This is a genomic window from Pseudarthrobacter sp. O4 (assembly GCF_050157025.1).
GTDB lineage: Bacteria > Actinomycetota > Actinomycetes > Actinomycetales > Micrococcaceae > Arthrobacter.
This window is the reverse complement of the sequence record NZ_CP189591.1, coordinates 2,653,372-2,677,842: the sequence shown is the minus strand read 5'-3', so window position 1 is coordinate 2,677,842 and position 24,471 is coordinate 2,653,372. Positions and strand designations below refer to the sequence as shown.

At 67.3% G+C, this 24,471-nt stretch carries 22 protein-coding genes; 2 read left to right on the top strand and 20 right to left on the bottom strand.

From position 1 onward, the window contains the following. Positions 1-275 precede the first annotated feature (275 nt). The 7 genes from ACQCSU_RS12435 to lysS form a co-directional block, all read right to left on the bottom strand. Positions 276-785 carry an amino-acid N-acetyltransferase gene (locus ACQCSU_RS12435; protein ID WP_426975613.1) on the bottom strand — a complete coding sequence of 170 codons (510 nt, stop codon included), beginning with the start codon at positions 783-785 and terminating at the stop codon, positions 276-278. A 124-nt stretch (positions 786-909) separates the two neighbouring features. Continuing rightward, the gene (locus ACQCSU_RS12430; RefSeq protein WP_426975611.1) at positions 910-3,042 is read right to left on the bottom strand and encodes a prolyl oligopeptidase family serine peptidase; all 2,133 of its coding nucleotides are present in this window, start codon (positions 3,040-3,042) and stop codon (positions 910-912) included. A gap of 198 nt (positions 3,043-3,240) precedes the next feature. Then, positions 3,241-5,733 carry an ATP-dependent Clp protease ATP-binding subunit gene (locus ACQCSU_RS12425; protein WP_426975609.1) on the bottom strand — a complete coding sequence of 831 codons (2,493 nt, stop codon included), beginning with the start codon at positions 5,731-5,733 and terminating at the stop codon, positions 3,241-3,243. Positions 5,734-5,856: 123 nt separating this feature from the next. Continuing rightward, positions 5,857-7,629 carry a PxKF domain-containing protein gene (locus ACQCSU_RS12420; protein ID WP_426975607.1) on the bottom strand — a complete coding sequence of 591 codons (1,773 nt, stop codon included), beginning with the start codon at positions 7,627-7,629 and terminating at the stop codon, positions 5,857-5,859. A gap of 379 nt (positions 7,630-8,008) precedes the next feature. Further along, complete coding sequence (locus ACQCSU_RS12415) at positions 8,009-8,335, bottom strand: histone-like nucleoid-structuring protein Lsr2 (protein ID WP_426975605.1); 327 nt, start codon at positions 8,333-8,335, stop codon at positions 8,009-8,011. A 132-nt stretch (positions 8,336-8,467) separates the two neighbouring features. Further along, entirely contained in the window at positions 8,468-8,659 is a 192-nt protein-coding gene (locus tag ACQCSU_RS12410; protein ID WP_426975603.1) for a hypothetical protein, read from the bottom strand. Between the two features lie 2 nt (positions 8,660-8,661). After that, on the bottom strand, positions 8,662-10,194 hold the full coding sequence (lysS, locus tag ACQCSU_RS12405; RefSeq protein ID WP_426975601.1) for a lysine--tRNA ligase: 1,533 nt from the start codon (positions 10,192-10,194) through the stop codon (positions 8,662-8,664). 120 nt (positions 10,195-10,314) lie between these two features. Here lysS and ACQCSU_RS12400 point away from each other — a divergent pair, with 120 nt between their 5' ends. Together ACQCSU_RS12400 and ACQCSU_RS12395 are read left to right on the top strand one after the other, a co-directional pair. Next, positions 10,315-10,941 carry a thymidine kinase gene (locus tag ACQCSU_RS12400; protein WP_426975599.1) on the top strand — a complete coding sequence of 209 codons (627 nt, stop codon included), beginning with the start codon at positions 10,315-10,317 and terminating at the stop codon, positions 10,939-10,941. A gap of 59 nt (positions 10,942-11,000) precedes the next feature. After that, on the top strand, positions 11,001-11,834 hold the full coding sequence (locus ACQCSU_RS12395) for an alpha/beta fold hydrolase (RefSeq protein WP_426975597.1): 834 nt from the start codon (positions 11,001-11,003) through the stop codon (positions 11,832-11,834). A 73-nt stretch (positions 11,835-11,907) separates the two neighbouring features. Here ACQCSU_RS12395 and ACQCSU_RS12390 read toward each other — a convergent pair whose 3' ends face one another. From ACQCSU_RS12390 to tilS, 13 genes are all read right to left on the bottom strand, one after another. Next, a complete protein-coding gene (locus tag ACQCSU_RS12390) occupies positions 11,908-13,410 on the bottom strand; it encodes a DHA2 family efflux MFS transporter permease subunit (protein WP_426975596.1) in 1,503 nt (500 codons plus the stop codon). A gap of 117 nt (positions 13,411-13,527) precedes the next feature. Beyond that, positions 13,528-14,439, bottom strand: coding sequence for a pantoate--beta-alanine ligase (gene panC, locus ACQCSU_RS12385; protein WP_426975594.1), 912 nt, complete (start codon positions 14,437-14,439; stop codon positions 13,528-13,530). Positions 14,440-14,453: 14 nt separating this feature from the next. Further along, a complete protein-coding gene (locus ACQCSU_RS12380) occupies positions 14,454-15,362 on the bottom strand; it encodes a Rossmann-like and DUF2520 domain-containing protein (RefSeq protein ID WP_426975592.1) in 909 nt (302 codons plus the stop codon). Next, the gene (locus ACQCSU_RS12375; protein ID WP_426975590.1) at positions 15,355-16,935 is read right to left on the bottom strand and encodes a PH domain-containing protein; all 1,581 of its coding nucleotides are present in this window, start codon (positions 16,933-16,935) and stop codon (positions 15,355-15,357) included. Before ACQCSU_RS12375 ends, ACQCSU_RS12380 begins: the two co-directional genes overlap by 8 nt. Positions 16,936-16,974: 39 nt before the next feature. Beyond that, the gene (locus ACQCSU_RS12370; RefSeq protein WP_426975588.1) at positions 16,975-17,487 is read right to left on the bottom strand and encodes a PH domain-containing protein; all 513 of its coding nucleotides are present in this window, start codon (positions 17,485-17,487) and stop codon (positions 16,975-16,977) included. After that, positions 17,468-17,995, bottom strand: a complete 528-nt coding sequence (locus ACQCSU_RS12365) for a DUF3180 domain-containing protein (RefSeq protein ID WP_426975586.1) — start codon at positions 17,993-17,995, stop codon at positions 17,468-17,470. The genes ACQCSU_RS12370 and ACQCSU_RS12365 overlap by 20 nt, the downstream gene beginning before the upstream one ends. Further along, positions 17,992-18,531 carry a 2-amino-4-hydroxy-6-hydroxymethyldihydropteridine diphosphokinase gene (gene folK / locus ACQCSU_RS12360; protein WP_426975584.1) on the bottom strand — a complete coding sequence of 180 codons (540 nt, stop codon included), beginning with the start codon at positions 18,529-18,531 and terminating at the stop codon, positions 17,992-17,994. The genes ACQCSU_RS12365 and folK overlap by 4 nt, the downstream gene beginning before the upstream one ends. After that, a complete protein-coding gene (gene folB, locus ACQCSU_RS12355) occupies positions 18,528-18,887 on the bottom strand; it encodes a dihydroneopterin aldolase (RefSeq protein ID WP_426975582.1) in 360 nt (119 codons plus the stop codon). The genes folK and folB overlap by 4 nt, the downstream gene beginning before the upstream one ends. 14 nt (positions 18,888-18,901) lie before the next feature. After that, a complete protein-coding gene (gene folP, locus ACQCSU_RS12350; protein ID WP_426975580.1) occupies positions 18,902-19,819 on the bottom strand; it encodes a dihydropteroate synthase in 918 nt (305 codons plus the stop codon). A 9-nt stretch (positions 19,820-19,828) separates the two neighbouring features. Then, positions 19,829-20,491, bottom strand: coding sequence for a GTP cyclohydrolase I FolE (folE, locus tag ACQCSU_RS12345; RefSeq protein ID WP_426975579.1), 663 nt, complete (start codon positions 20,489-20,491; stop codon positions 19,829-19,831). A gap of 9 nt (positions 20,492-20,500) precedes the next feature. Beyond that, a complete protein-coding gene (ftsH, locus tag ACQCSU_RS12340; protein ID WP_426975577.1) occupies positions 20,501-22,570 on the bottom strand; it encodes an ATP-dependent zinc metalloprotease FtsH in 2,070 nt (689 codons plus the stop codon). A 210-nt stretch (positions 22,571-22,780) separates the two neighbouring features. Then, positions 22,781-23,332: a hypoxanthine phosphoribosyltransferase gene (gene hpt / locus ACQCSU_RS12335; RefSeq protein WP_306907421.1), complete on the bottom strand. Its 552-nt coding sequence runs from the start codon at positions 23,330-23,332 to the stop codon at positions 22,781-22,783. Between the two features lie 29 nt (positions 23,333-23,361). Further along, a complete protein-coding gene (tilS, locus tag ACQCSU_RS12330) occupies positions 23,362-24,399 on the bottom strand; it encodes a tRNA lysidine(34) synthetase TilS (RefSeq protein WP_426979781.1) in 1,038 nt (345 codons plus the stop codon). Positions 24,400-24,471: the final 72 nt, after the last annotated feature.

Here is a 24,471-nt window from a genome sequence, read left to right as displayed (position 1 = left end):
TGCATCGCCCTCGGGTGCCTGGTCCGTTGTACGGGGCGCTGCGGGTGCGCCTGCGATGGTCATCTGGAATGCGGAGAAATCTGGAAAAATCACGCGATTGTGCAATCTCTTGCCTCCGGAAGCTGGGGCGGCCCACCCCCTGGGCCGGGATCAGTTTATCCATCAAATTTATTGAAAGGAAGAGCTGGGCCTGGCGCGGATGCGCGGCGCGTTCCAGCAGGCGCTTCCGGCGGGCCGGTTCGATCGCGGCCCGGCGGTGGGCTACAGGCGGTGGGCTACAGAACCTTGATCATCCTTGTGTTGCCCAGGGTGTTGGGCTTCACCCGTGCGAGGTCCAGGAACTCGGCAACGCCCTCGTCATGCGAGCGCAGCAGTTCCGAATACACCACCGGGTCGACGGCGCTCTGGTCCGCCATGACTTCGAAGCCGTGCTTTTTGAAGAAGTCCACTTCGAAGGTAAGACAGAAGACCCGGGAAACCCCGAGCGCCCGCGCCTTTCCCAGGAGGCGTTCCACGAGCATGTGTCCCACGCCCTTCCCGCGCCAGCCATCCGATGCGGCAAGCGTACGCACTTCCGCCAGGTCCTCCCACATAACGTGCAGCGCCCCGCAACCGATCACCTCGCCGTCGCCCGCTTCGGCAATCAGGAACTCTTGCAGGCTTTCGTAGTACGCCACAGTCTCTTTGGCCATGAGGATCCGCTGGTCCGCCAGCGGGGCCACGAGCGTCTTGATGGCCGCGACATCGCCAGTGCGGGCAGGGCGGATGCGGATCGTCTCAGTCACAGCCCAATCTTACGGCGCTGCCCTGTTGCGCTTCGGTTTAGACCCAACTGACTCGCAGTAGTTGTCGTTTTCAGCGGTCAAAACGACAACAAATGCGGGTCAGTTGGGTGTGCCCGGGCTGGACCTAGAGCCCCAATTCGGCAGGAACAGGCAAGTCCTTGTCCAGCAGGTTCTTGGCGAGGAAGTGCTCGACTACGCCGTACCAGACCTTAGCGTGCTGCGGCTGCAGGATCCAGTGGTTCTCGTCCGGGAAGTAGAGGAAGCGGTGGTCGGTCTCGCCGTTCTCGTCGGCCGCGAGCTGCGACTTCGAGAGCAGTTCGTACCAGAGCCGCAGGCTCTCGCCGATCGGAACGCGGTAGTCCTTGTCGCCGTGGATGACGAGCATCGGCGTGCTGATGTTCCCGACGTGCAGGTGCGGGGAGTTCTCCAGCGCCATCTCGGCCGTCATTTCCTTCAGCCAGTACTGCGCGGAGTCCGTGGTCGGGCCGAACTGGTCGAGGGCCCAGAGACTGGCATGGGTGACGATCGCCTTGAACCGGCCTGTCTGGCCGGCCACCCAGTTGGCCATGTAACCGCCGAAGGAGCCGCCCATGGCTGCGGTGCGCGTCTCATCGATGTCCGCCCGCTGCACCACGGCGTCGGTGATGGCCATCAGGTCGGTGAAGGGAGCCTTGCCCCATTCACCCCAGCCACGTTGGATATGCTGTTGGCCGTAGCCGATGGAGAGCGCCGGATCCGGCAGCAGCACGGCGTAACCGCGGGCCACGAGCAGCCAGGGATTCCAGCGCCAGGTCCAGGCGTTCCAGGACCCGAGCGGGCCGCCGTGGATCCAGAGCAGCAGCGGGGCCGGAGACCCGGCGGAGGAGCCGTCGGGAAGAGCCAGGTACGCCGGTACTCGGGAACCGTCTGCCGCCGTCGTCTCGACACGTTCCAGCGAGCCTTTGCGGTGCGGGCGCTCGGCGGGCGCGGGGAGCCGGACCACGTCGCCGCTGGCGGGGTCGATCCGCACAGCTTCGGCAGGGAACTCGTAGGAGCTGCGCAGCGCGTAGGCGCTGCGGCCGTCCGGGGAAACCACGACGTCGGTGTACGCCGCCGCGTCCGACGTCAGGCGGGTGACCAGGCCGTTATCGCTGCCGGAGACGCTGATCCGGAAGACCGGCGAGGCTCCGTCCTCATCCGCGGTGACGAGGATGGCGGATCCGTCCGGCAGCCAGGCCGCGGGACGGGGCCAGCGGTCCCAGTCCTGGGCGAGCGGCGTCAGCGCGGCCTCGTTTGCCTCCCCAGTTCCGGGGGCACCGCCGGAGACGTCGAGCAGGTGCAGCAAGACCCGCGGGGCGTCAACCGGCGTGGTGTCACTTTCACTGAGCACCACGAGGGTCCTGTTGTCCGGGCTGACCGGCCCCGGGAAGTAGCTCATGCCCTTGGTGTCCAGCAGGACCGTGCGTGTGCCGGTAGCGACGTCGATCGCGACCAGCATGGAACGCGAATCAGCGTTTGCGAGCGTTTTTTCAAAGCTGCTGTAGACGGTCTTCCCGTCCGGGCTGACGACGAAATCCGCGTCGCGGAGCCCGTTCCCGGCGTCGGGCGTCAGGTTGCGCAGCTTGAGTGGGGCGACGGCGTCAACCGTGGTGGGCCTGCCCGGTTCCAGCTCCTCTCCCGGTTCGACGGCGAAAAGCCGCGGCTGGGCCGGTCCCAGGTCGGCGTCCCAGTAGCGCACGGGGTACCCGCTGTGCAGGATGGCGGTGACCTTGTTGTCCTTGCGTGCCTTGCGGCGTTCCTCGTCGCTGTCCTCATCCGTGGAGCCGGCCAGCACGGAGGCCGCGATGAACACGGCGCCGGCCTCCTTCGCGGCCACGACTCCGCTGACGCCGCCGGCGCGTGCGAGCACCACCCGGGCCTCTCCACCGCCGGACGGGAGCATCCACAGGGCGTTGACGGGCTCAGCCTCGGGGCTCTCCGGATCGGGGCGGGCGGAGGTGAAATAGAGGTCGCCGTTGGCAGCGAACACGGCTCCGGCCTCGCCCTTGGCGCTGCGGGTGATCCGGCGCGCCTGCTCGTGCCCTTCCGGATCCAGCTCCCACAGGGCGGTGCCGTATTCGGTGCCCTTGGAGTTGAGGGTGGCCACGGTGGTGACGAGCCGGCCACCGTCAGGGCTCAACGCCAGGCCACTGACCCTGGGAATCGCCAGATAATAGTCCAGGTCGTGAAAGGGTGTCTCGGGTTTTTCGCTCAGAGTCTCTGAATCAGTGGAAGCCATGCCCCGATTCAACACCCCCCGTGCCCCTGATCACACCAAGTTCACTAAGAGTGAAACACTGCTTTCATACTCCTCAGCAAAGGCGAGGCCCGCCCGGTGACGCCCGGCAGCGCCGGCCCCGCCTCCGCAGGCGAGCCCGGACAAAACGAAGGCCCCGCCAACTCCTTTCGGAGCAGACGGGGCCTTTGCTCTTGGTGCTTAGACGCTCGGAGCGATCTCCGGGATGCGCGGCTTGGCGTTGCCGGCGAACGTGAACTTCGCGTCGTCGCCTTCGCCTTCCACATCCACCACCACGATGTCGCCGCCGTGCAGTTCGCCGAACAGGATCTTCTCGGAGAGCTGGTCCTCGATCTCACGCTGGATGGTGCGGCGCAGCGGCCGGGCACCCATCGCCGGATCGTAGCCGCGGGTCGCCAGGAGCACCTTGGCCGCCGTCGTGAGCTCGATGCCCATGTCCTTGTCCTTGAGGCGCTTCTCCAGCCGGCCCACGAACATGTCCACGATCTCGATGATCTCGTCCTGGGTCAGCTGCGGGAAGACCACAACGTCGTCAACACGGTTCAGGAACTCGGGGCGGAAGTGCTGCTTGAGCTCCTCCGTGACGCGGGCCCGCATCCGGTTGTAGCCGGTCTGCGTGTCCGTGCCGGACTGGAAGCCGGTGGCAACGCTCTTGGAGATGTCCCGGGTGCCGAGGTTCGTGGTCATGATGATCACGGTGTTCTTGAAGTCCACCACGCGGCCCTGGGAGTCGGTCAGGCGGCCGTCTTCCAGGATCTGCAGCAGCGAGTTGAAGAGATCGGCGTGCGCCTTCTCCACTTCGTCGAAAAGCACCACGGAGAACGGACGACGGCGGACCTTCTCGGTCAGCTGACCGCCCTCCTCGTAGCCCACGTAGCCCGGAGGGGCACCGAAGAGACGCGACACCGTGTGCTTCTCCGAGTACTCGGACATGTCCAGGGTGATCAGTGCGTCTTCTTCGCCGAACAGGAACTCGGCGAGGGCCTTGGCCAGCTCGGTCTTGCCGACGCCGGTGGGGCCGGCGAAGATGAACGAGCCACCCGGGCGCTTCGGATCCTTGAGCCCTGCACGGGTGCGGCGGATCGCCTGGGACAGGGCCCTGATGGCCTCATCCTGGCCGACAACGCGCTTGTGCAGCTCATCTTCCATCTTCAGCAGTCGCGAGGATTCTTCCTCGGTGAGCTTGAAGACCGGGATGCCGGTGGAGTTCGCCAGCACCTCGGCGATGAGGTCCTCATCAACCTCGGAGATGTCATCCATGCCGCCGGTCTTCCACTGGCGTTCCTTCTCGGCACGCTCGGCAATGAGCTTCTGCTCCTTGTCGCGCAGCGAGGCGGCGCCTTCGAAGTCCTGCGCGTCAATCGCGGATTCCTTCTCCAGCTTCATGGCGGCAATCTTCTCGTCCATGACCTTGAGCTCCGGCGGGGCGGTCATCCGGCGGATGCGCAACCGTGCGCCGGCCTCATCAATCAGGTCGATCGCCTTGTCCGGCAGGAACCGGTCCGAGATGTAGCGTTCGGAAAGGCTTGCTGCGGAGGCGAGGGCGCCGTCGGTGATGGTGACGCGGTGGTGCGCCTCGTACCGGTCCCGCAGGCCCTTGAGGATCTCGATCGCGTGCGCGACAGATGGTTCCTTGACCTGGATGGGCTGGAAACGGCGTTCCAGGGCGGCATCCTTCTCGATGTGCTTCCGGTACTCATCCAGCGTGGTGGCGCCGATGGTCTGGAGCTCGCCGCGGGCCAGCATGGGCTTCAGGATCGAAGCCGCATCGATGGCACCTTCGGCAGCACCGGCACCCACCAGGGTGTGGATCTCATCGATGAACAGGATGATGTCGCCGCGGGTGCGGATCTCCTTGAGGACCTTCTTGAGGCGCTCTTCGAAGTCACCGCGGTAACGGGAGCCGGCCACCAGGGACCCGAGGTCCAGGGTGTACAGCTGCTTGTCCTTGATGGTCTCGGGCACATCACCGCGGACAATCGCCTGCGCAAGGCCTTCGACGACGGCTGTCTTGCCGACGCCGGGCTCGCCGATCAGGACCGGGTTGTTCTTGGTGCGGCGGGAAAGGACCTGCATGACGCGTTCCATTTCCGATTCGCGCCCGATGACGGGGTCCAGCTTGTTCTCGCGGGCCGCCTGCGTGAGGTTGCGGCCGAACTGGTCCAGGACGACGGAACCGGCCGGGGTGCCTTCGGCCTGGCCGGGGCCGACGCCGGCGCCGGTGGTCTCCTTGCCCTGGTAGCCCGAGAGCAGCTGGATGACCTGCTGGCGGACGCGGTTCAGGTCCGCGCCGAGCTTGACCAGCACCTGGGCGGCTACGCCTTCACCCTCACGGATGAGGCCGAGCAGGATGTGCTCGGTGCCGATGTAGTTGTGTCCCAGTTGCAGGGCCTCGCGCAGCGAGAGCTCCAGCACCTTCTTGGCTCGCGGCGTGAAGGGGATGTGGCCGGACGGGGCCTGCTGGCCCTGACCGATGATCTCCTGCACCTGCTCGCGGACTCCGTCGAGCGAAATGCTCAAGGACTCGAGGGCTTTGGCGGCAACACCTTCACCCTCATGGATCAGACCCAAGAGGATGTGTTCGGTACCGATGTAATTGTGGTTCAGCATGCGTGCCTCTTCTTGGGCAAGCACAACTACGCGACGGGCACGGTCCGTGAATCGCTCAAACATTTCGCCACACTCCTAGCTACGACGTACTTTGATGCTACGTGGCCCCGTTCGAGATTTGGGGCTTGTTCGCCACAGGGGAAACCGTGGGGGGCGATTGTCCGTAAGTTCTGCTATTTCCTGAAGTCAAACAGCTTTCCTGAAGTCAAACAGCGCGCGGTGGCTGCTGCCGTCCTTCAACACCAATATGAACTGCCGGCAGGTGCCCGCCCAGGACTTCTGGGTCTTCCATACGTAGGTGTACGCGGCAGAGCCTGCGTGATAGCTCAGCGAGGTTCCGCCAGCCGCAACCGCCTGTTCGATGTTGCCCAGCCCGGCACTGCCGCCGCAGCTGACCGCGGAGGACCACGGGGCGCCGTGTGCCAGAATGCCCAGACCCCTGTCGCCGCCCACGCTGAACTTGATCGGCACCGCTGCCCCGGCCTTCATCGTGTTCAGGGTGCTGCCGTTCTCAACCGGCTGCAAGAAGCCCTTGAACGGCCACCAAGGCTGGCCGACGGCGAACGGTGAGAACGAATCGGTGACACCGCACAGCAGCCCGCCCAGGTACGACGTCGTAATGTCCTTCCAGCTGCCGTTTTCATGGTGGTACATACGCTCGGCGCCTGTGGCTCCGGCGGCAGGAACGGAGAAACAGACCTCGACGGAACCTTCGAACGCGGCGGTGGTGGTTATTTCGTAGATGAGCGGCGGGTCTGTCTGCAAGGAGAATCCCGTGGGAGCCGGAGTCTGCGCGTCACCGATGTCCAGGAGGGTCAGGGAAGTAGTCCCGGAAGCGGTCACGGAATCAAAGGTCAGGGTGGCGCTGACATTGCCGGACTCGTCCGGCGGCGCCACCTTCACGCCGGGGCCCGCGATGGTGAGCCGCGGGTCAATCGGCCCTATGGGCTCACTCAGTAACGCCGTGTAGGCACAGCCCAGTCCCGCGATGTCCAGCCGTGCCGTAACCTGCTTGCCGGCCGCGGCGAGCGGCACCACGAAGCCGGGGCCGAACGCACCGGCCACCGGATTGCCGTCAACAAACCATGTGTACCGCTGTAGGCAGTCCGCAAGGAGCCCCCCTGTTTCCACGAAGTCGGGCACAGCGGTCAGCGTCGCTCCGGTTGCGGGGGCCCCGGTGAGTGTGAGGGTCCGCTGCGGGTCCACCGGCACGGCGGCGGCGGGGAATGTGGCGTAGGCGAGGTTGTAATACTTGGCCCCGTCGAGAGAGATCACCTCGGCCTCGGCGCGGTGGCTGGTTTCGGGCCACCACTTTTCCGCGGAGCCGTTGGAGAATCGCACCTTATAGTCCCCCGGCGGCGGGTTATCGAAGGAGTAGTACCCGTTCCGGTCGGTCGTCGTCCCGGCCACGGGAGCGCTCCCGGGGAGAGCCGCCGCCTCGTGGAGTTCCACGCCCACGCCCTCCAGCAGGGATCCTGACTGCCCGGAGGCGTCATTGGCCACTGCCCCTGAGACGGAACTGGCGGACCGGTGGAGAACCGTCCACCCGGTCGAGGTCCACGTTGAGGCGCCCCGTGCCGACGAATCCACCACAATCACGTCGGCGGACGCGAAGTCCCGCCTGGACTGGTAGCCGAACATCTCCAGGACCGAGTCGCCGGTCGCTCCGGACGTGGCGGAGAACCAGCCGTCCAGAAATCCGGGTGCGGTCGCGCGGATCTTGTACTCGCCATCAGCGAGGACAAACGAAACGGGAACAAAGGCGTCGCCGGATGTTGCCGATGCCACCACCGACGACGCATTGCCGGCGGCCAGGACGTCGAACGTCACAGGAGTCGCGGGTGCCCCGCCGCCGTTGATCATTTCCAGCAGCTCGGAGGAGTCCAGGATGACGCCCACGTCCACCCGTCCCTCGTCTGCCGAAGCGGGGGGCGCCAGGGGCACAGCCAGCAGCAACATGAGCGCCGCCAGTAGCCCGGCAAGCCTGAACCGGCGTCGCCGGTGGTAGGAATTGGCCCAAGAACCAGCCCGCTCCGCAAACGTCCCGTTCAAGAACTGAATATCAGACATAGAATCTCCCGCCAAGAATCGATTCGAGCGGGGAAATCGAGCGGGCGTTCCAGACCGGAGCTCAAGCCCCAACTGCCGGCGCATCGTATTAACGACGCGCCGGCAATGTGCACCCACGGTACTCCTGCGTCGGGTCAATCGGCAAGGCTCAAGCATGCGGAAGGGCGCAGGGAGTCGTTGCGGCAAACGGTCCGAAATGCCCGTGAAAAGGCCCGGCCTCCGCAGCTTGTTGCGGAGGCCGGGCCTGTACAGCGGAAGTCCTGAAGTTCTAGGAATTTGCCTTCTGGTACGCTTCCTGAATTTCGGCCTGGATACGTCCGCGGCTGTTTACCGTGTAGCCGTTGTCCCGGGCCCACTGACGGATCTGCGCAGAGTCCTGGTTGCGGCCGCTCATGACCTTGGTGCGCGTGGCGCGCCCGGTGGACGTCTTGCGTGCATGGGAGACAAAGCGCTCAACCGCAGAACGGAGTTCTGCCGCATTACTCGACGACAGGTCGATTTCATAACTGACCCCGTCAAGGCCAAACCGGACAGTCTCGTCCGCGGATCCCCCATCCAGATCATCTACCAGGATGATTTTTACTTTCTGTGCCACAAAGACTCTCTTTCCAAAAGAACGAGTATTTAGAAAAGCAGGATGTATCTGTAATAAGTATCCTCCGCTTTGCCGCGGCGAGTCAAAGCGGACGGAGTTTTTCTAAAGGAAATCCACAGGACCGAATAGGCCCTATTTGACCATTCCGGGAGAATGGCCGTCGTCGGGACCGGTATCGCCCGCCCGGGCCTTTTCCTCGGCTTCAGCCTGGGCTCGCGCCTCAGCCTGGCGCTCCGATTTGTCCGCATTGAAGATCGATTTCATCGCGAACCAGAAAATCAGGCCGACCACCACGGAGGGTAGCAATACGGCGATGTACTCCACGGTCAGTGTCCTTCGGGCTTCAGCAGCGGAAACAAGATGGTCTCTCGGATGCCAGCTCCGGTGAAGAGCATGACTAGCCGGTCAATTCCCAGTCCGATCCCGCCCATGGGCGGTGCACCGTATTCCAGGGCCCGCAGGAAGTCCTCGTCCAGCTGCATGGCCTCCACGTCGCCGGCCGCGGAGCGCCGGGACTGCTCGGTGAGCCGTTCGCGCTGGATGACGGGGTCGATCAGCTCGGAGAAGGCCGTTCCCCGCTCCATGCCGCCGATGATGAGGTCCCAGGCCTCGATCAGGCGGTCATCCTCACGGTGCTGGCGGGCCAGTGGCTGCGCGGACGGCGGATAGTCGTAGACGAAGGTGGGGTTAATCAGGGTCGGCTCCACGAGTTCCCCGAAGAGCTCCACTACCAGCTTTTCGGCGTCCCAGCCGGCGTCGGCCTTGACCTCGTGCTGTGCGGCGAGCGCCAGCAGCTCGGAAACCGGGGTCTCCGGGGTGATTTCCCGGCCCACGGCTTCCGAAAGTCCGGGGTACACCGCCAGCCAGGCCCAGTCGCCGTCGAGGTTGATCTCCCCGGCCTCGGTCTGCAGTACGCGGCCCACACCGGCGGCATCCGCGGCGTCGAGGATGATTTCCTTGATCCGGTCCGCCATGACGAACTGGTCCGCCCAGGCCTCGTAGCTCTCGAGGGTGGTGAACTCGGGGCTGTGCGTGGAGTCCACACCCTCGTTGCGGAACACGCGGCCCATGTCGTAGACACGGTCGATCCCGCCGACGACGGTGCGCTTGAGGTACAGCTCGGTGGCGATGCGCAGCGTCATCTTCTGGTCGAAGGCGTTCATGTGCGTCTGGAACGGGCGGGCGGTGGCACCGCCGTGGACCAGCTGCAGCATCGGGGTTTCCACCTCGACGTAGCCCTGGCGGTGCAGGGTCTCGCGGATGGAACGGGTGATCGCGGCGCGGGTGTAGACCATTTCGCGGGCCTCGTCGCGGACGATGAGGTCCACGTAGCGCTGGCGGACGCGGGTTTCCTCGTTGAGCCCGGCGTGCAGCACCGGCAGCGGGCGCAGCGCCTTGGACGCCATGGACCAGGATTCCGCCATGACGGAAAGCTCGCCGCGGCGTGAGGAGATGACCTCACCCTTGACGAAGACGTGGTCGCCCAGGTCCACGAGGGACTTCCAGTCCGCCAGCGCCTCCTCGCCGATGTTGGCCAGGCTCAGCATCACCTGCAGCCGGACGGCCTTGCCGTCGGCGCCGCCCTCCTGGAGGGTGGCGAAGCAGAGCTTGCCGGTATTGCGGATGAACACGATGCGGCCGGTCACGCCGACGGTGTCGCCGGTGGTTTCGTCGGCCTGCACGTGCGCGTACTTCTCGCGGATTTCATTCAGCGAATGTGTGCGCCCGACACCCACCGGATACGCCTCGATGCCGCGTTCGATCAGCTTGGCGCGCTTCTCCATCCGGATGCGCGTCTGCTCGCTGGCGTCGTGGGGCTCGGCTGCGGTGTGCGGGGCGGGGGTGTTTTGGGAAGTCACAATCCCCAAGTTTACCGGGAGTTCCTCCCGCCCGGGTTCCGGTCGACGCGGCCAGCTGAGAATGGGGCGCTGAAGGACAGGCCTCTACAATCGGGGGGCGACCCTTTCGAAAGGACCCCCTTGGCCAAGCTCTACTTCCGCTACGGCGCCATGAACTCCGGCAAGTCGACGGGACTGCTCCAGGCCGCGTTCAACTACGAGGAACGGGGCCAGCGGGTGCTGCTCGCCAAGCCCGACGTCGACACCAAGGGCGACTCCGACGTCGTGTCCCGCCTGGGCATGACCCGCCCGGTGGACTTCCTGATCCCGGCCGGGGCCTCCGCCCGCGGGCTGTTCACCGCCCGCGCGCACGGCGACGATCCCGATGCCCTGCTGGAGCATGTCGACACCCAGCCGGTGGCGTGCCTGCTGGTGGATGAGGCGCAGTTCCTTGAACCGGCCCAGGTGGACGATCTCTTCCGCATCGCCGTCCTGGACCAGGTCCCGGTGCTCGCCTACGGCATCCGCACCGACTTCCGGACCCGGGCGTTCCCGGGCTCGCTCCGGCTCCTGGAGGTCGCGCACACCCTCGAGGAACTCAAGACGATCTGCCGCTGCGGCCGCAAGGCCATCTTCAACACCCGCCGGGTCGGCAACCAGGTGGTGTTCGACGGCGACCAGGTCGCCATCGACGGCCAGGACATCTGGTACGAATCGCTGTGCGGTTCCTGCTACCTCGAGGCCTCCGGCGGGCGGCTGGGCGGCTGACCGCCCCCGGCGCCCGGTACCTACTACGCCGTAGCTGCAGCCTCGGCTAGGCTCGGAGCATGACCCGCGAGAACATCAGAACCACCGACGGCGGAACCATCGAGCTTTTCAGCACGGGTGCCGAGCTGGCCTCGGCGGGTTCCGGCGTCGTCGTCGTGCCGGCCTCGATGGTGACTGCCGCCGATTACGGCCGCTTCGCACAGAAGCTCAGCGCTGCGCTGGGCCGTCCGGTCCACACCTTCAACCGGCGCGGGCGCGGCTCCTCCTCCCCGCAGCCGGAGGACTACACCCTGGACGTTGATATCCGCGACCTGGACGCGGTCATGAAGCACACCTCCAGCACGGACGTCTTCGGGCACAGCTTCGGCGGCGCCGTCGCCCTGCACGCCGCCCGCACCCTGCCGGTGGAGCGCCTCGCCGTCTATGACCCCGCAGTGTCCGTCAACCACAGCGTCACCGCGGACTGGACCGCCGAATATGAGCGGGCGACGGCGGCCGGCGACGACGACCGCGCCCTCGCCGTCCTGCTCAAGGGGCTCGAAACCGGCAGCGCCCTGTCCCGGATGCCGCTGTCCATGCTGACGCTGGCCAACAAGCTCGCCGCCGGCACCCCGGTGGGCAAGCAGCTGCGCGTGCTCATGCAGACCGGTGTCCGCGAGATCAAGGCCATCATCGCCGCCGACATGCCGGCCGAACCGTTCCTGGAACTCCCGCTGGAGACGCTGATCGTCGTGGGCGAGAAGAGCCCGGCGTATTTCGGCGTGGCCTGCGCCCAGATCCACGACGTGCTCTCCGGCTCCAGCTACACGATCCTGCCGGGCATGGGGCACGACGGCGTGAACAAGGCGCCGGACAAGCTGATCACCGAATTGAGTGAATTCTTCGCCGGCTGAGCCCAACCACGGCAACGCGGGGTCACCTGGCGCCCATTCCGGACGTATGGGCGCCAGGTGACCCCGCGTTGAGTTAGTGGGCCGCCGGCTGGTCCGTTCCGGCGGTCTTGCGCATCATCGCGGACAGCACGACGGCGGCGAGGGCTATGACTGCCGCCGTCAGGAACGCCGCGTGCATGCCCGCGACGAGTCCCGAGGCGGCGGACACGACGGCGTAGATCGAGACCAGGAGCGCCGTGCCGGCGGCGCCGGCCACCTGCTGCAGCGTGCTCATGATGGCCGAACCGTGCGAATAGAGATGCGGCGGCAACGGGTTCAGCCCGGTGGTGAAGGCCGGCGTGAACAGCAAGGCAAGGCCCAGGCTCAGACCCACGTGCAGTGCGATGATCCACCCGACCGGCGTGTCCGCGTCCAGCAGGGAGAACTGGAACAGGGACAGCACCAGCATGGCCGAGCCCGCGAGAGTGAGCGGAAGCGGGCCAACCTTGTCAAAGATCCGGCCGATGAAAGGGCCCAGCAGGCCCATCGCGAGGCCGCCGGGCAGCAGGGCAAGGCCTGTCTCCAGCGACTTCAGCCCGCGGATTTCCTGCAGGTACAGCGGCAACAGAATCACGGCGCCGAACAGGGCGATCATCGCCACCACGAGCAGCAGCACGGACACCGTGAACATACGGAAGTTGAACGCGCGCAGGTCGAGCAGGGGCGCCGCGGACTTCTGCAACTTCAACTGCCGGAGCACGAACCCCAGCATGGCCGCCACCCCGACGGCCAGGGCAATCACGGCAGGTGAACCAGGACCGCCCTGGCCGCCACCGATCTGGCTCAGCCCGTACACGAGGCCGCCAAAGGCGGGAACCGTCAGCAGGACGGACAGGGCATCAAGCCGCGTCTTCTCCGTTTCGCCGATGTTGGTCAGGTACTTGGCACCGATGGCGAACGCGACAAGGGCGATCGGCAGGACAAAAACAAACATGAAGCGCCAGGAAAAGTGTTCGAGGATCAGGCCGGAAACTGTGGGGCCCATGGCCGGCGCCACCGAGATGGCGATGCTGACGTTGCCCATCACGGCGCCCCGGCGTGACACGGGGACCAGGGTAAGGATGGTGGTCATCAGGAGCGGAAGCATGATTGCCGTGCCGCCGGCCTGGACGATCCGGGCGAGCAGGAGGACTTCGAAGCCCGGAGCCAGCGCCGCGAGCAGGGTGCCGCCGGAGAAGAGTCCCATGGCCAGCATGAAGACGGCACGGGTGGACAGCCGCTGCAGGATGAAGCCCGTTGTGGGGATCACGACGGCCATGGTGAGCATGAAGCCGGTGGACAGCCACTGCACGGTCGGGGCGTCGATCCGGAGATCCACCATCAGCCGCTGCAGGGCGACGTTCATGATGGTTTCGTTGAGGATGACCACAAACGTGGCCACCAGCAAGGTGACGATGATGGTGACGGATTCCCGGGAGATCTTCGCCGGCGCCGAATTCGCCGGCGCCGAAACAGGCGCCCCCGCCGAGGTTTCAGTCAGTGCGGCTGGAGTCTGCAATGGGTCGCCGTGGGCGTTGGAAGAGACGTCTGTTGACATGGGGTTCCCTCAGGGAGTGCGAAATGGTGTCCGGCGAGCGTCGGCGCTGCTGCTGGTTCCAACAGTGTATTCCCGGAGCTAATTCCCGCGATGAGGGAGAACCCGGGTTGCCGTCCGTCAGGAGTCCAGCGGCACGTTGTCGATCAGGCGGACCGGGCCCACTTTGGCCGCGATGAGGGCCAGCCCTTCACCGCGGAAGGGTGTGTCCTTGCAGTTCTCGGCCAGCGGCTCCAGGGTGCGCGGATCCACCACCTCGAAATAGTCCAGTTCCACGAGCGGCTGCGATTCCACCAGCGCCTTGGCGGATTCCAGGTCCAGCGGCTCGTGGGCGTTGGCCCGGTCCTCGATCAGACGCAGCGCCCGGGACAGCACCAGGGCTGCTTCGCGTTCCCCGGCGGAAAGGAACCGGTTGCGGCTGGACAGTGCGAGCCCGTCCGGGGAGCGCACGATCGGTACCGGGACGATCTCCACCGGGAAGTTGAGGTCCGCCACCATGCGTCGGACGAGGGCCAGTTGCTGGGCGTCCTTCTGGCCGAAATACGCCCGGTACGCCGGCAGCGCCGCGCCGGTTGCCCCGCCTATGGCAGTGCCGGGCATTCCGTAGTGCAGCAGCTTGGCGACGACGGTCAGGGCGCCGTCGAAGTGCCCGGGGCGGGAGGCCCCCTCCCATTTCCCTGCCATCGGCCCCGCGGTGATCCGCACCATCGGTTCCCCGTCGGGGTAGACCTCGTCGACGCCCGGCGCGAACACCAGGTCCACGCCCTCGGCGTCCAGGACGGCCAGGTCCGCTTCCAGCGTCCGGGGGTACCGTTCCAGGTCAACTGCCTGGCCGAACTGCAGCGGGTTCACGAAGATGCTGGCCACCACCACGTCGTTCTGCTCGACGGCGGTGCGCGCCAGCTGGGCATGTCCCTCGTGCAGGGCGCCCATGGTGGGCACCAGGCCCTGCGAGGTGCCGCCCTTTTGCGTCAGCAGGCGGGCGCTTTCGGTGCGGAGCTGCGCGGCCGTCGTCACGAGTTGGATCGCCAAGTTAGGGTCCTTCCTTAGGATTCCGGGCCACCCTGATCCGGGTCTTCAAGGGCACGGTTGACGCCCTCGAGCTGGTCCGGTTTCAGCAGGCCGCGGCTTCCCGCCCGGCGGGCCGTCGCCCGGGCCATGGCCAGGTACGCCTCCAGAATATCGCCGCCGGAGCCGGCGTCGTGCTCCCGGAGGGCTTCGGCGTGCGCGGCCACGGTGCCCGCATCGCCGCGGGCCACGGGACCGGTCAGCGCCGATTCGCCCGAGGCGAGGGCGTTCTCCAGGGTGGCGCGCAGCAGGGGGCCCAGCATGCGTTCGGGGGCTTCGACGCCGACTTCCCGCAGGAGCTGCGAGGCCTGCGCCACGAGGGTGACGAGGTGGTTCGAACCGTGCGCGAGGGCTGCATGATAGAGCGTGCGGTCGGCTTCGGCAATGGCGACCGGCTCGGCACCCATCTCGACAACGAGGGCCTGCGCGATGGGCAGCATCGCGGTGTCGGCAGTGACCCCGAAGGTGCAGTCCAGCAGCCTCGTGAGGTCCAGGCTCATGCCGGTGAAGGTCATCGCGGGATGCAACGCCAGCGGCACGGCGCCAGCGGCGCGGACCGGGTGCAGAATGCCGACGCCGAAGCGGCCCGAGGTGTGCGCCACGAGCTGTCCAGGGTGCCAGGCGCGGAGTTTCGCCAGCCCTTCCACGAGGGGGCCGAGCGCATCATCTGGGACGGCCAGAAGCACGAGTTCGGCGCGCTCGACGATGTCCTGCACATCCAGCACCGGCACACCCGGAAGCAGGGTCTCCGCGCGTTCCCGGCTGGCGTCCGAGACCGCGGACACCCCGATGACGGCATGCTCGGCACCGCGCAGCGCGGCCCCCAGGACAGCGCCGACCTTGCCGGCACCGATGATTCCGACGCCGAGGCGTCCTGGCTTAGCCATGCTGCGGGCCTTCCTTTTCGCTTGCCTCGGGGTCAACGGCGCCGGTCGGGTGACCGGGCCCAACCAGGAGCGGCTTCACCTGGTCCAGCCAGTGCTCGCTGGTCTGGCGCTTCCGCGCGGCCCGGGCGCGTGCGGCCTGCGCGTCGAGCAGCGCCTTGCCTTCCGCGATGCCGGCCTGGATCAGTCTCGGGGAGACGGGGCCGGCGGTGGTGTGGAGGACAAGGTCCACCACACCGAAACGCCGGGCCAGCGGACCCCGCTGCAGCGCCATCGACTGCGTGCGCTGGTGCGGGACCACCACCAGCTGCCGCCACCAGCGCCCCGAACGGATCAGCAGGGCCGTGTCGGTGGCGGTAAAGCCGTTGCGCCGCCAGCCCAGCGGCGCCAGCAGCCGCGCGCGGCGCGGCGTGGTGACGAAGCCGCCGTCGCGCTCCGCCGCTGAGGCCCCGCCGGCACCGGACTCCCCCGCAAGGCCGGTGAGGCCCGCCGTGAAGATCCGCGCGGGTTCGGCGGTTCCGGGGTCCGGCAGGATCAGGGACAGCATGGTGAGCACCTCAGCAAGGGTGCCCACGGGCAGGAGTGTGGTCCGGGACGAGCCCTCGCCGTTGTTTCCGGCGGCGCCGTAGCCGGCCACGTTGACCTGCATCCGGTACCAGCCGAAGATCCGCCAGAGCGGAGGCTGGCTGACCCGCAGGGCCTGGATCCGCCCCGGTGGCAGGGTCTGCGCCTGCGTGTCCAGCAGCCCGTAGCGCAGCCGGATGCCGTCCGGGGAAATGGCGGCGGTGAAGTTGTAGCCCTTGTTGAAGGAGTTCCAGTAGGCGGCCACCAGTCCCAGCGCGGCCGGGATCAGGTAGAGGTAGAAGCTGCGGTTCTCGGTCACGGCGGAGAGCAGCACGGACGCGACGGCGCCGAGCGCGATGAAGGCGCTCTGTTCGCTCAGGAGCAGCGAACCGACAAGCCGCGGCGGCGGCACGGTCAGCACGGCGTATTCGGGCGCCTCCGTGGCGGCCGCCCCGGGGCGTGCGGGGTCCGGCACCACCCCGGCGGCGCGGGACAGGATGGTGGCCCGGAGTTGCCGGGCCTCGCCCATCCGGAGGTAGGCGAGCCGCACCGCGGACTCGCCGGCGTCGGCCACCTCGAACTTTAGCTCGGCCAGTCCGAAGATCCTGGCCAGCAGCGGCTGCACGATGTCGATCGCCTGGACCCGGTCCAGCCGGGCCTGCCGCTGCTGCTTGAAGAGGAATCCGGTATTGACCCGGACGTAGCCTTCCGCCACCTGGTAGCGGGTGAAGTACCAGCTCAGAATGTAGCCGGCCACCGTAAGGAGCAGGACCGTGCCGCCGCCGAGCAGCAGCCAGGGTGCCCGGCCGGCGACTTGCTCATCGATCAGGGGACCGCCCTGGAGCATCCGCTCGAAGGTATCCCGGCCGAAGAAGAATCCGATGGCGGCCAGCGCCACCCAGCCGCGGACAAACGGCGAGGCCGGATGCACGCGCAGCCAGCCGCCGTCGGGCCGTTCCGCCTCGGCTCCGGCGGTCGCTTCGGGGGCCGTCCCGGTACCGCCCGGTTTCACGGCGCTCCCTTTCCCGGTGCAATCCTCACAGCTGGCCCGTCACAGCCCGGCCAGCCGCGCTTCGCCGCGGGCGGAAAGCTGCTCGCGCAGCCGGGCTCCCTCCGCGGCGGGCAGGCCGGGGATCTCGGCATTGGTCCCGGCGGAAGCGGTGTGCAGTTTCAGCGTGCACAGGCCGAGGCCACGTTCCACCGGCCCGGCCCCGATATCCACGTACTGCATGCGCCCGTAGGGCACCACGAGAACGCGCTGGAAGAAGATGCCGCTGCGGATGAGCAGATCGTCCTCGCGCTCGGCATAGCCGATCGCGCGGACCTGCCGCGGGATGAGCAGCAGCCGCCACAGCGCCAGGAGCACCATCGCCGCAGGCAAGGCGGCGCCCAGCCAGAGCGGCAGCGCCTTCCACCAGCCGCTCAGGACAAGGACCAGCGGCAGTGACAGCACCGCCACCACGATCAGGTTCCCGAGCGCCCAGCCCGCGATCCGCACCGTGACGTACCTGGGGGAAACCCGCAGCCAGGTGACGCCGGGCGGGTCAATCGCCTCGGTAGGCATATTCGCCCTCCGCCTTCGGTTTGCCGCGCTTTTCCTGGACGCCAGCGGCGCCGTCGGTGTCGCCGTCCTCCGGCGGGATCCGGCAGAAACGTTCCACCACCAGGCCCACGACGATCATGATCAGGCCGCCGCCGGCCATGGCCAGTGCCTGCCACGTGATGCCCTGGTTGCTGCGCAGGTTCCAGAGCCGCAATTGGTCCATGAAGATCCCGGCATGCCAGCCCAGCAGGACAGTTCCCGTGTACGCGCAGGCCTGGGCGAGGACCAGGGTCCACGCGGCCAGGATCGGGTTGAGCATCTTCTTTTTCTTCTTGCCGTTGCGCCAGCGCAGCACGCGGATGCCCAGCACAAGGGTGAGGACCACGATCACGCCCATGGTCAGCAGCCCGGTCAGCGGCAGAACCGGCGTCGCCAGGCTGTAACGCGTGGTCAGCACCGTAGCGAACCAGCCCGCAACGGCCACGCCTACGCCGATGACGAGGAGGAGCAGGGGGTTGGTCAGCTTCACGGCCGCTCCACCGCACCGGCCGCGCCGTTGACGTCCTGGAAGCCGTCGAACGTCACCAGGTCGGAAAAGTCCGCGGCCCTGGCGGCGAGCTCGCCGATCCGTTCGCCGTTCAGCTCCGCGGCCGGGTCGATGAGCGACCACGGATAGAGCACGAACGCCCGTTCCGCCGCCCGGGGATGGGGCAGGGTCAGCTCCGGGTCGGAACTCACGATGTCCCCGTACCTGATGATGTCCACATCCAGGGTCCGCGGACCCCACCGGACCTCGCGCACCCTCAGGTGCTTCTGTTCCACGGCGTGGCAGTGCCGCAGCAGTTCCAGCGGCGGCAGGCTGGTTTCCACCGCGATCACCATGTTGAGGAAATCCGGCTGGCCCGGCGGCCCGCCCACGGCCTTCGTCTGGACGATCGGCGAGATGGCCAGGAGACGGACTTCCGGCGGGTCGACCAGGTCGGCGACGGCGGACGAGAGGGTGTCGCTCCGCTCCCCCAGGTTGCTTCCGAGTGCGATCACGGCGCGGGTGTACAACGGACTCATGGCCGCTCCCGGTGCACGCTGACGGCCACGTCGCCGAAGTCCACCTCGATGGGGGCTTTCGGCTTGTGCACGGTGATGTCCACGGCGGCGACGCCGAACTTCCGCAGAACGTCGTCGGCAATCCGCACGGCCAGGGCCTCGATCAGGTTCAGCGGTTCCCCGGTGATCCAGCCCCGGATGCATTCCGCGACTTCGCCGTAATGCGCCGTGTCCAGGACATCATCGGAGGCGGCGGCCTTGCCGAAGTCCAGGTGCAGCACGGCATCGACGACGAACGGCTGGCCGTTCCGGCGCTCAAAATCAAACACCCCGTGGTGGCCGACGGCGGTGACGCCGCTCAGCGTGATCTGGTCCATGTTCGCTTGCCGGATCAGTTGTTGCCGGCCGGGGCCATGCGCGCCGCGACCTTCACGGCGTCGAGGCTGGCACCGACGTCGTGCACGCGGACGGCCCACGCACCGCGGAAGGCGCTGATGGACGTCACGGCGGCCGTGGCGGCATCGCGTTCCGCCGGCGGTGCCGCCTTGCCGGCGACCGTCAGGAGGCTGCCGAGGAAACGCTTGCGGGAGGCTGCGACCAGAACCTTATGGCCCATGGCCTGCAGGACGTCCAGGTGCCGGAGCAGTTCCCAGTTCTGCCCCTCGTTCTTCGAGAAGCCCAGACCCGGATCCAGGATGATCTGTTCCGGGGCGACGCCGGCCGCGTAGAGCTTGTCGCGGATGCCGGCGAGTTCCGCGGCGACGTCTTCTGCCACGTTCCCGTAGTCGGTCAGCGAGTCCATCGTGCTGGCGTTGCCGCGGCGGTGGGTGAGGATGTAGGGCGCCTTGCTGCGGGCCACGAGTTCCGCCATCTCCGGCTCCATGGTTAGTCCGGAGACGTCATTGATGATCGTGGCGCCGGCCCCGAGCGCCGCGGCGGCGGTAGCGGTGTGCGTCGTGTCGATGCTGACGAGGGCACCGGCCTTGACCAGCGCCTGGATCACGGGCAGCACCCGCTTCAGTTCCTCGTCAACGCTGACTTCGACCGCGCCGGGGCGGGTTGATTCGCCGCCGACGTCGATGATGTCCGCGCCGGCGTAGAACATCCGCAAGCCCGCGGCAATGGCGGTGTCCGTGGTCGAGTGCTGGCCGCCGTCGCTGAACGAGTCCGGGGTAACGTTCAGGATCCCCATGACCAGCGTCCGGTCCGAGGGGAGGTCTTCGAAGCTCGCCGCCGGGCGCGGTTTGCGCAGCAGTGGCAGGGGCGAGGTTGCGGGGCCGGTTCCGGGGGCTGCGGCTAGGGAGTCCATAGTCTGTTCTTACCTTCCGAGTATGAGGCTCATGGCTTCGGCACGGGTGGCCGGGTCATGCAGTTGCCCGCGTACCGCACTGGTGACGGTCTTGGCGCCGGGCTTGCGGATGCCGCGCATGGACATGCAGAGGTGTTCGCATTCGACGACGACGATCGCGCCGCGCGGTTTGAGGTGGGTGACGAGGGCTTCGACGATCTGGGTGGTCAGCCGTTCCTGCACCTGCGGGCGCTTGGCGAACATATCCACCACCCGCGCCAGCTTGCTCAGGCCGGTGACCTTGCCGTCGTGCGACGGGATGTAGCCCACATGCGCCACCCCGTGGAACGGCACCAGATGGTGCTCGCAGGTGGAGTAAAACGGGATGTCCTTGACCAGCACCAGTTCCTCGTGGTCCAGCTCAAAGGTGGTCGCCAGGATCTCCGCCGGATCATGGTGCAGGCCGGCAAACATCTCCGTGTAGGCCTTGGCGACCCGCTTTGGGGTGTCCACGAGGCCGCTCCGGTCCGGATCCTCCCCGATGGCCAGCAGGATCTCACGCACCGCTGCCTCGATCCGGGGACGGTCCACCTTGGTGCCGGTGTGCTTGGCGGGTTCTCCCGCCGCCGCGGGAGCGTCGGTGGCGGGAGCGTCGGTGGCGGGAGCGTCGTCGTCGTTAATGAAAGAAGTCACAGCAGAAGCCTAGCCGGGACGGCCATCAGGCCCGCGATCCGTCACACCGCCCTGGAACGGCTCCTGTCCGGAGACGACACCCTGGGCGTGCGGGGGCAGGGCGTCGAGCGGCTCCTCGAGCCGGGCCTCCTTGGCCTCTTCCTGGGCTTCGCGTTCGGCCTTCTCCAGGCGGGACTCCACCGGGCCGGCGTCCCGGATCGGGCGGGTCTCCTTGGACAGCCAGATCTCGCGGAAGTCGCGCTTGCGGATGTGCGTGAAGACCTGGGCGATTTCGGCCTGGTTCAGGGTTTCGCGTTCCAGCAGCTCAAGGGCGAGCTCGTCCAGCACGTCCCGGTTCTCGGTGAGGATGGCGTAGGCCTCATCGTGGGCCCCGTCGATCAGGCGGCGGACTTCCTCGTCGACAATGTAGGCGATCTGGTCAGAGTAGTTGCGCTCGTGGCCGGCGTCGCGGCCCAGGAAGGGCTCGCCGCCGCCCTGGCCGAGGCGCACTGCGCCGACGCGTTCGCTCATGCCGAATTCGGTCACCATCTTGCGGGCGATCCCGGTGGCCTTTTCGATGTCGTTGGACGCGCCGGTGGACGGATCGTGGAAGACGAGCTCCTCGGCGACGCGGCCGCCCATGGCGTAGGCCATCTGGTCCAGCAGTTCGTTGCGGGTCACGGAGTACTTGTCGTTCTCCGGGACCACCATGGTGTAGCCCAGGGCGCGGCCGCGGGGCAGGATGGTGATCTTGGTGACCGGAGCCGAGTTGCGCAGGGCCGCTGCCACCAGGGCGTGGCCGCCCTCGTGGTAGGCGGTGACCTTGCGTTCGTGTTCCTTCATGACGCGGCTGCGCTTTTGCGGGCCGGCCATGACGCGGTCGATGGCCTCGTCGAGGGCGCGGTCGTCAATCAGGTTGGCGTTGGAGCGGGCGGTCAGCAGCGCGGCCTCGTTGAGCACATTGGCCAGGTCCGCGCCGGTATACCCGGGCGTCTTCTTAGCCACGGCCCTCAGGTCGACGCCGGGAGCCATCGGCTTGCCCTTCGCGTGGACCTTCAGGATCTGGTCGCGGCCGATCAGGTCGGGGGCCTCGACGCCAATCTGGCGGTCGAAGCGGCCCGGGCGCAGCAGAGCCGGGTCAAGGACGTCGGGGCGGTTGGTGGCGGCGATCAGGATGACGTTGGTCTTGACGTCGAAGCCGTCCATTTCAACCAGCAGCTGGTTGAGGGTCTGTTCGCGCTCGTCGTTGCCGCCGCCGATGCCGGCGCCGCGGTGACGGCCGACGGCGTCGATCTCGTCCACGAAGATGATGGCGGGCGCGTTGGCCTTGGCTTGCTCGAACAGGTCGCGGACACGGGAAGCGCCCACGCCGACGAACATTTCAACAAAGTCAGAGCCGGAGATTGAGAAGAAAGGCACGCCTGCCTCGCCGGCGACAGCGCGGGCGAGGAGGGTCTTACCGGTACCTGGCGGGCCGTAGAGAAGCACGCCCTTGGGGATCTTGGCGCCGACGGCCTGGAACTTGGCCGGCTCCGCGAGGAACTCCTTGATCTCTTCGAGTTCCTCGACGGCCTCGTCGGCACCGGCAACGTCACTGAAGGTGACCTGCGGCATGTCCTTGTTCACCAGCTTGGCCTTGGACTTGCCGAACTGCATGACCTTGGACCCGCCGCCCTGCATGCGGGAGAGCAGGAACCAGAACAGGACGCCGAGCAGCAGCACGGGGATCAGGAGGGAGAACAGCCCGGTGAACCAGTTGTTTTCGAGCGGCTGGTCGGTGAAGCCGCTCGGCGGCTTGGCATTCGTGACAGCCTTCACGACGTCGGCGGCTCGGGCGTTGACGTAGTAGAACTGGACGTTCTTGCCCTTGTCCTGCCCGTCCACCTGCAGGCTGTCCTTGAGGACCAGGTCCACCCGGTTTTCGGCGTCGAAGATCTTGGCCTGTTCGATCTTGCCGTTGTCCGCCAACAGCGCGAGGCCCTTGTCCGTGTCGATCCGGGCGGAGCCGCCAGGCGCAAGGGTGGCAAAGGCCAGCAGGAGCATGCCGACAACAACGACAATCCAGATGCCCGGGCCCTTGAAGAAACTCTTAGCTTTCATCTGTTCGGGGCTGGCCCCGTCCCTCCTGGTAGTGCTGCACGGCGAGCGATCTGCGCGCGTGTGGTGCTGCGTCAGCTTCTAGCTATACACCGTTGCAGTGACTCACGCACGGTGGAGATCAAAAGTTCCCTGTCGGCGTAGCGGGGGGCCGCAGGGAAGGCTCTGGTGAGGCCCAGGAAAGGCCCGGCATCGCGCCGGGGCGGGAGCTTCCTACTCGTAGACGTGCGGCGCGAGGGTGCCGACGAAGTCCAGGTTGCGGTACTTCTCGGCGTAGTCCAGGCCGTAGCCGACGACGAACTCGTTGGGGATGTCGTAGCCGACGTACTTGACGTCGATCTTGACCTTGGCCGCCGTGGGCTTGCGGAAGGCGGTGCAGATTTCCACCGAGGCCGTGCCGCGTGATTCCAGGTTGGTCTTGAGCCAGGACAGGGTCAGGCCGGAGTCGATGATGTCCTCGACGATCAGGACGTCCTTGCCCATCAGATCGGTGTCGAGGTCCTTGAGGATGCGGACCACGCCGGAGGACTGGGTCCCGGAACCGTAGGACGAGACGGCCATCCAGTCCATCGAGACGTGGCTGTGCAGTGCGCGGGCGAGGTCGGCCATGACCATGACAGCGCCCTTGAGCACGCCGACGATCAGCAGATCGCGGCCTTCGTAGTCTTTGTCGATCTGGGCAGCGAGTTCGGTGATCCGGGACTGGATCTGCTCCTTGGAGTACAGAACGTGCTTGAGGTCTGCCTGGACGTCGGTTGAATCCACCAATGACTCCTGTGTAGATGCGGGGGCGACTATATTTGGGGCGGTTTTTGAGGCCGGAATACAAGCTTCCCACAGCGGGCGCCTTCCCGGTGAACACCGGAGGGTGCGGACTGGTCCTCGGCGAGCAGCTGGGCGAGGGACAGGCGGTAGACGCTGACCCCGCCGGGGAGCTCCACCGGACCCGCCGATCCGTGCCGGCGCAGCAAGGCTTCCGCCGCGAGGAGGCGCCGGTAGCTGGGCTGCTGACCGCCGACGGCGGCGGCCGCCTTGGCGATGACCCGGAACCTCACGGCCGGAGCCAGTTCGCGTAAGGCTGTCTCCGGGAGGCTGATGCCGGCTGCCGACCGCTCCTGCAGCCGGGCGAAGGTGTCGTTCGCCACGTCCTCGAGGTAGTCGGCGTCGAGCTGCAGGATGGCGGCGGTCCGGGCCAGCGACTCCGCGACGCCGGGGCCCAGCTTTTCCTCCAGCACGGGCAGCACTTCAACGCGGGTCCGGGATCTGGCGTAGGCGGGGTCGGCGTTGCTGGGATCGTGCCAGGGTTCCAGGCCTTCGACGGCGCAGATCTCCAGGGTGTCGGCGCGCCGGAGGCCCAGGAAGGGCCGCAGCAGGCGTCCGCGGGCTGGCCGCATCCCGGCCAGTGACCGGGTGCCCGAGCCCCGGGCCAGGCCCAGCAGGACCTGTTCGGCCTGGTCATCGAGGGTGTGCCCGAGCAGGATCGCGCCGGCACCGGTGTCATCGGCTACGGCTTCCAGGGCGGCGTGCCGGGCCTCCCGGGCGGCCGCTTCCGGGCCCATGCCGGCGGCGGCGACGTCGACGGTCCGGATTTCGACGGGGGCGAGTCCCAGTTCGCGCAGCACCTCGGCCGTGGTGGCGGCGACCCCGGCGGAGCCCGGCTGCAGCTGGTGGTCAACGACGACCGCGCCGACAGAGACGGGGTGGCCCTCAACGTGCCCCCGGCGGGCGAAATACGCGGCGACGGCGGCCAGGGCCAGCGAGTCCGGTCCCCCGCTGCAGGCGACGAGTACCCGTTCCGGGTAGCCCGCTTCGGCCAGGGCGTCCTGCAGCATTTTCCGCGCGGCGCCGACGACGGGGGCCAGCCGCCCGGGCCGGCGTCGTCCGCTGGCAGCGGAAGGAGAATC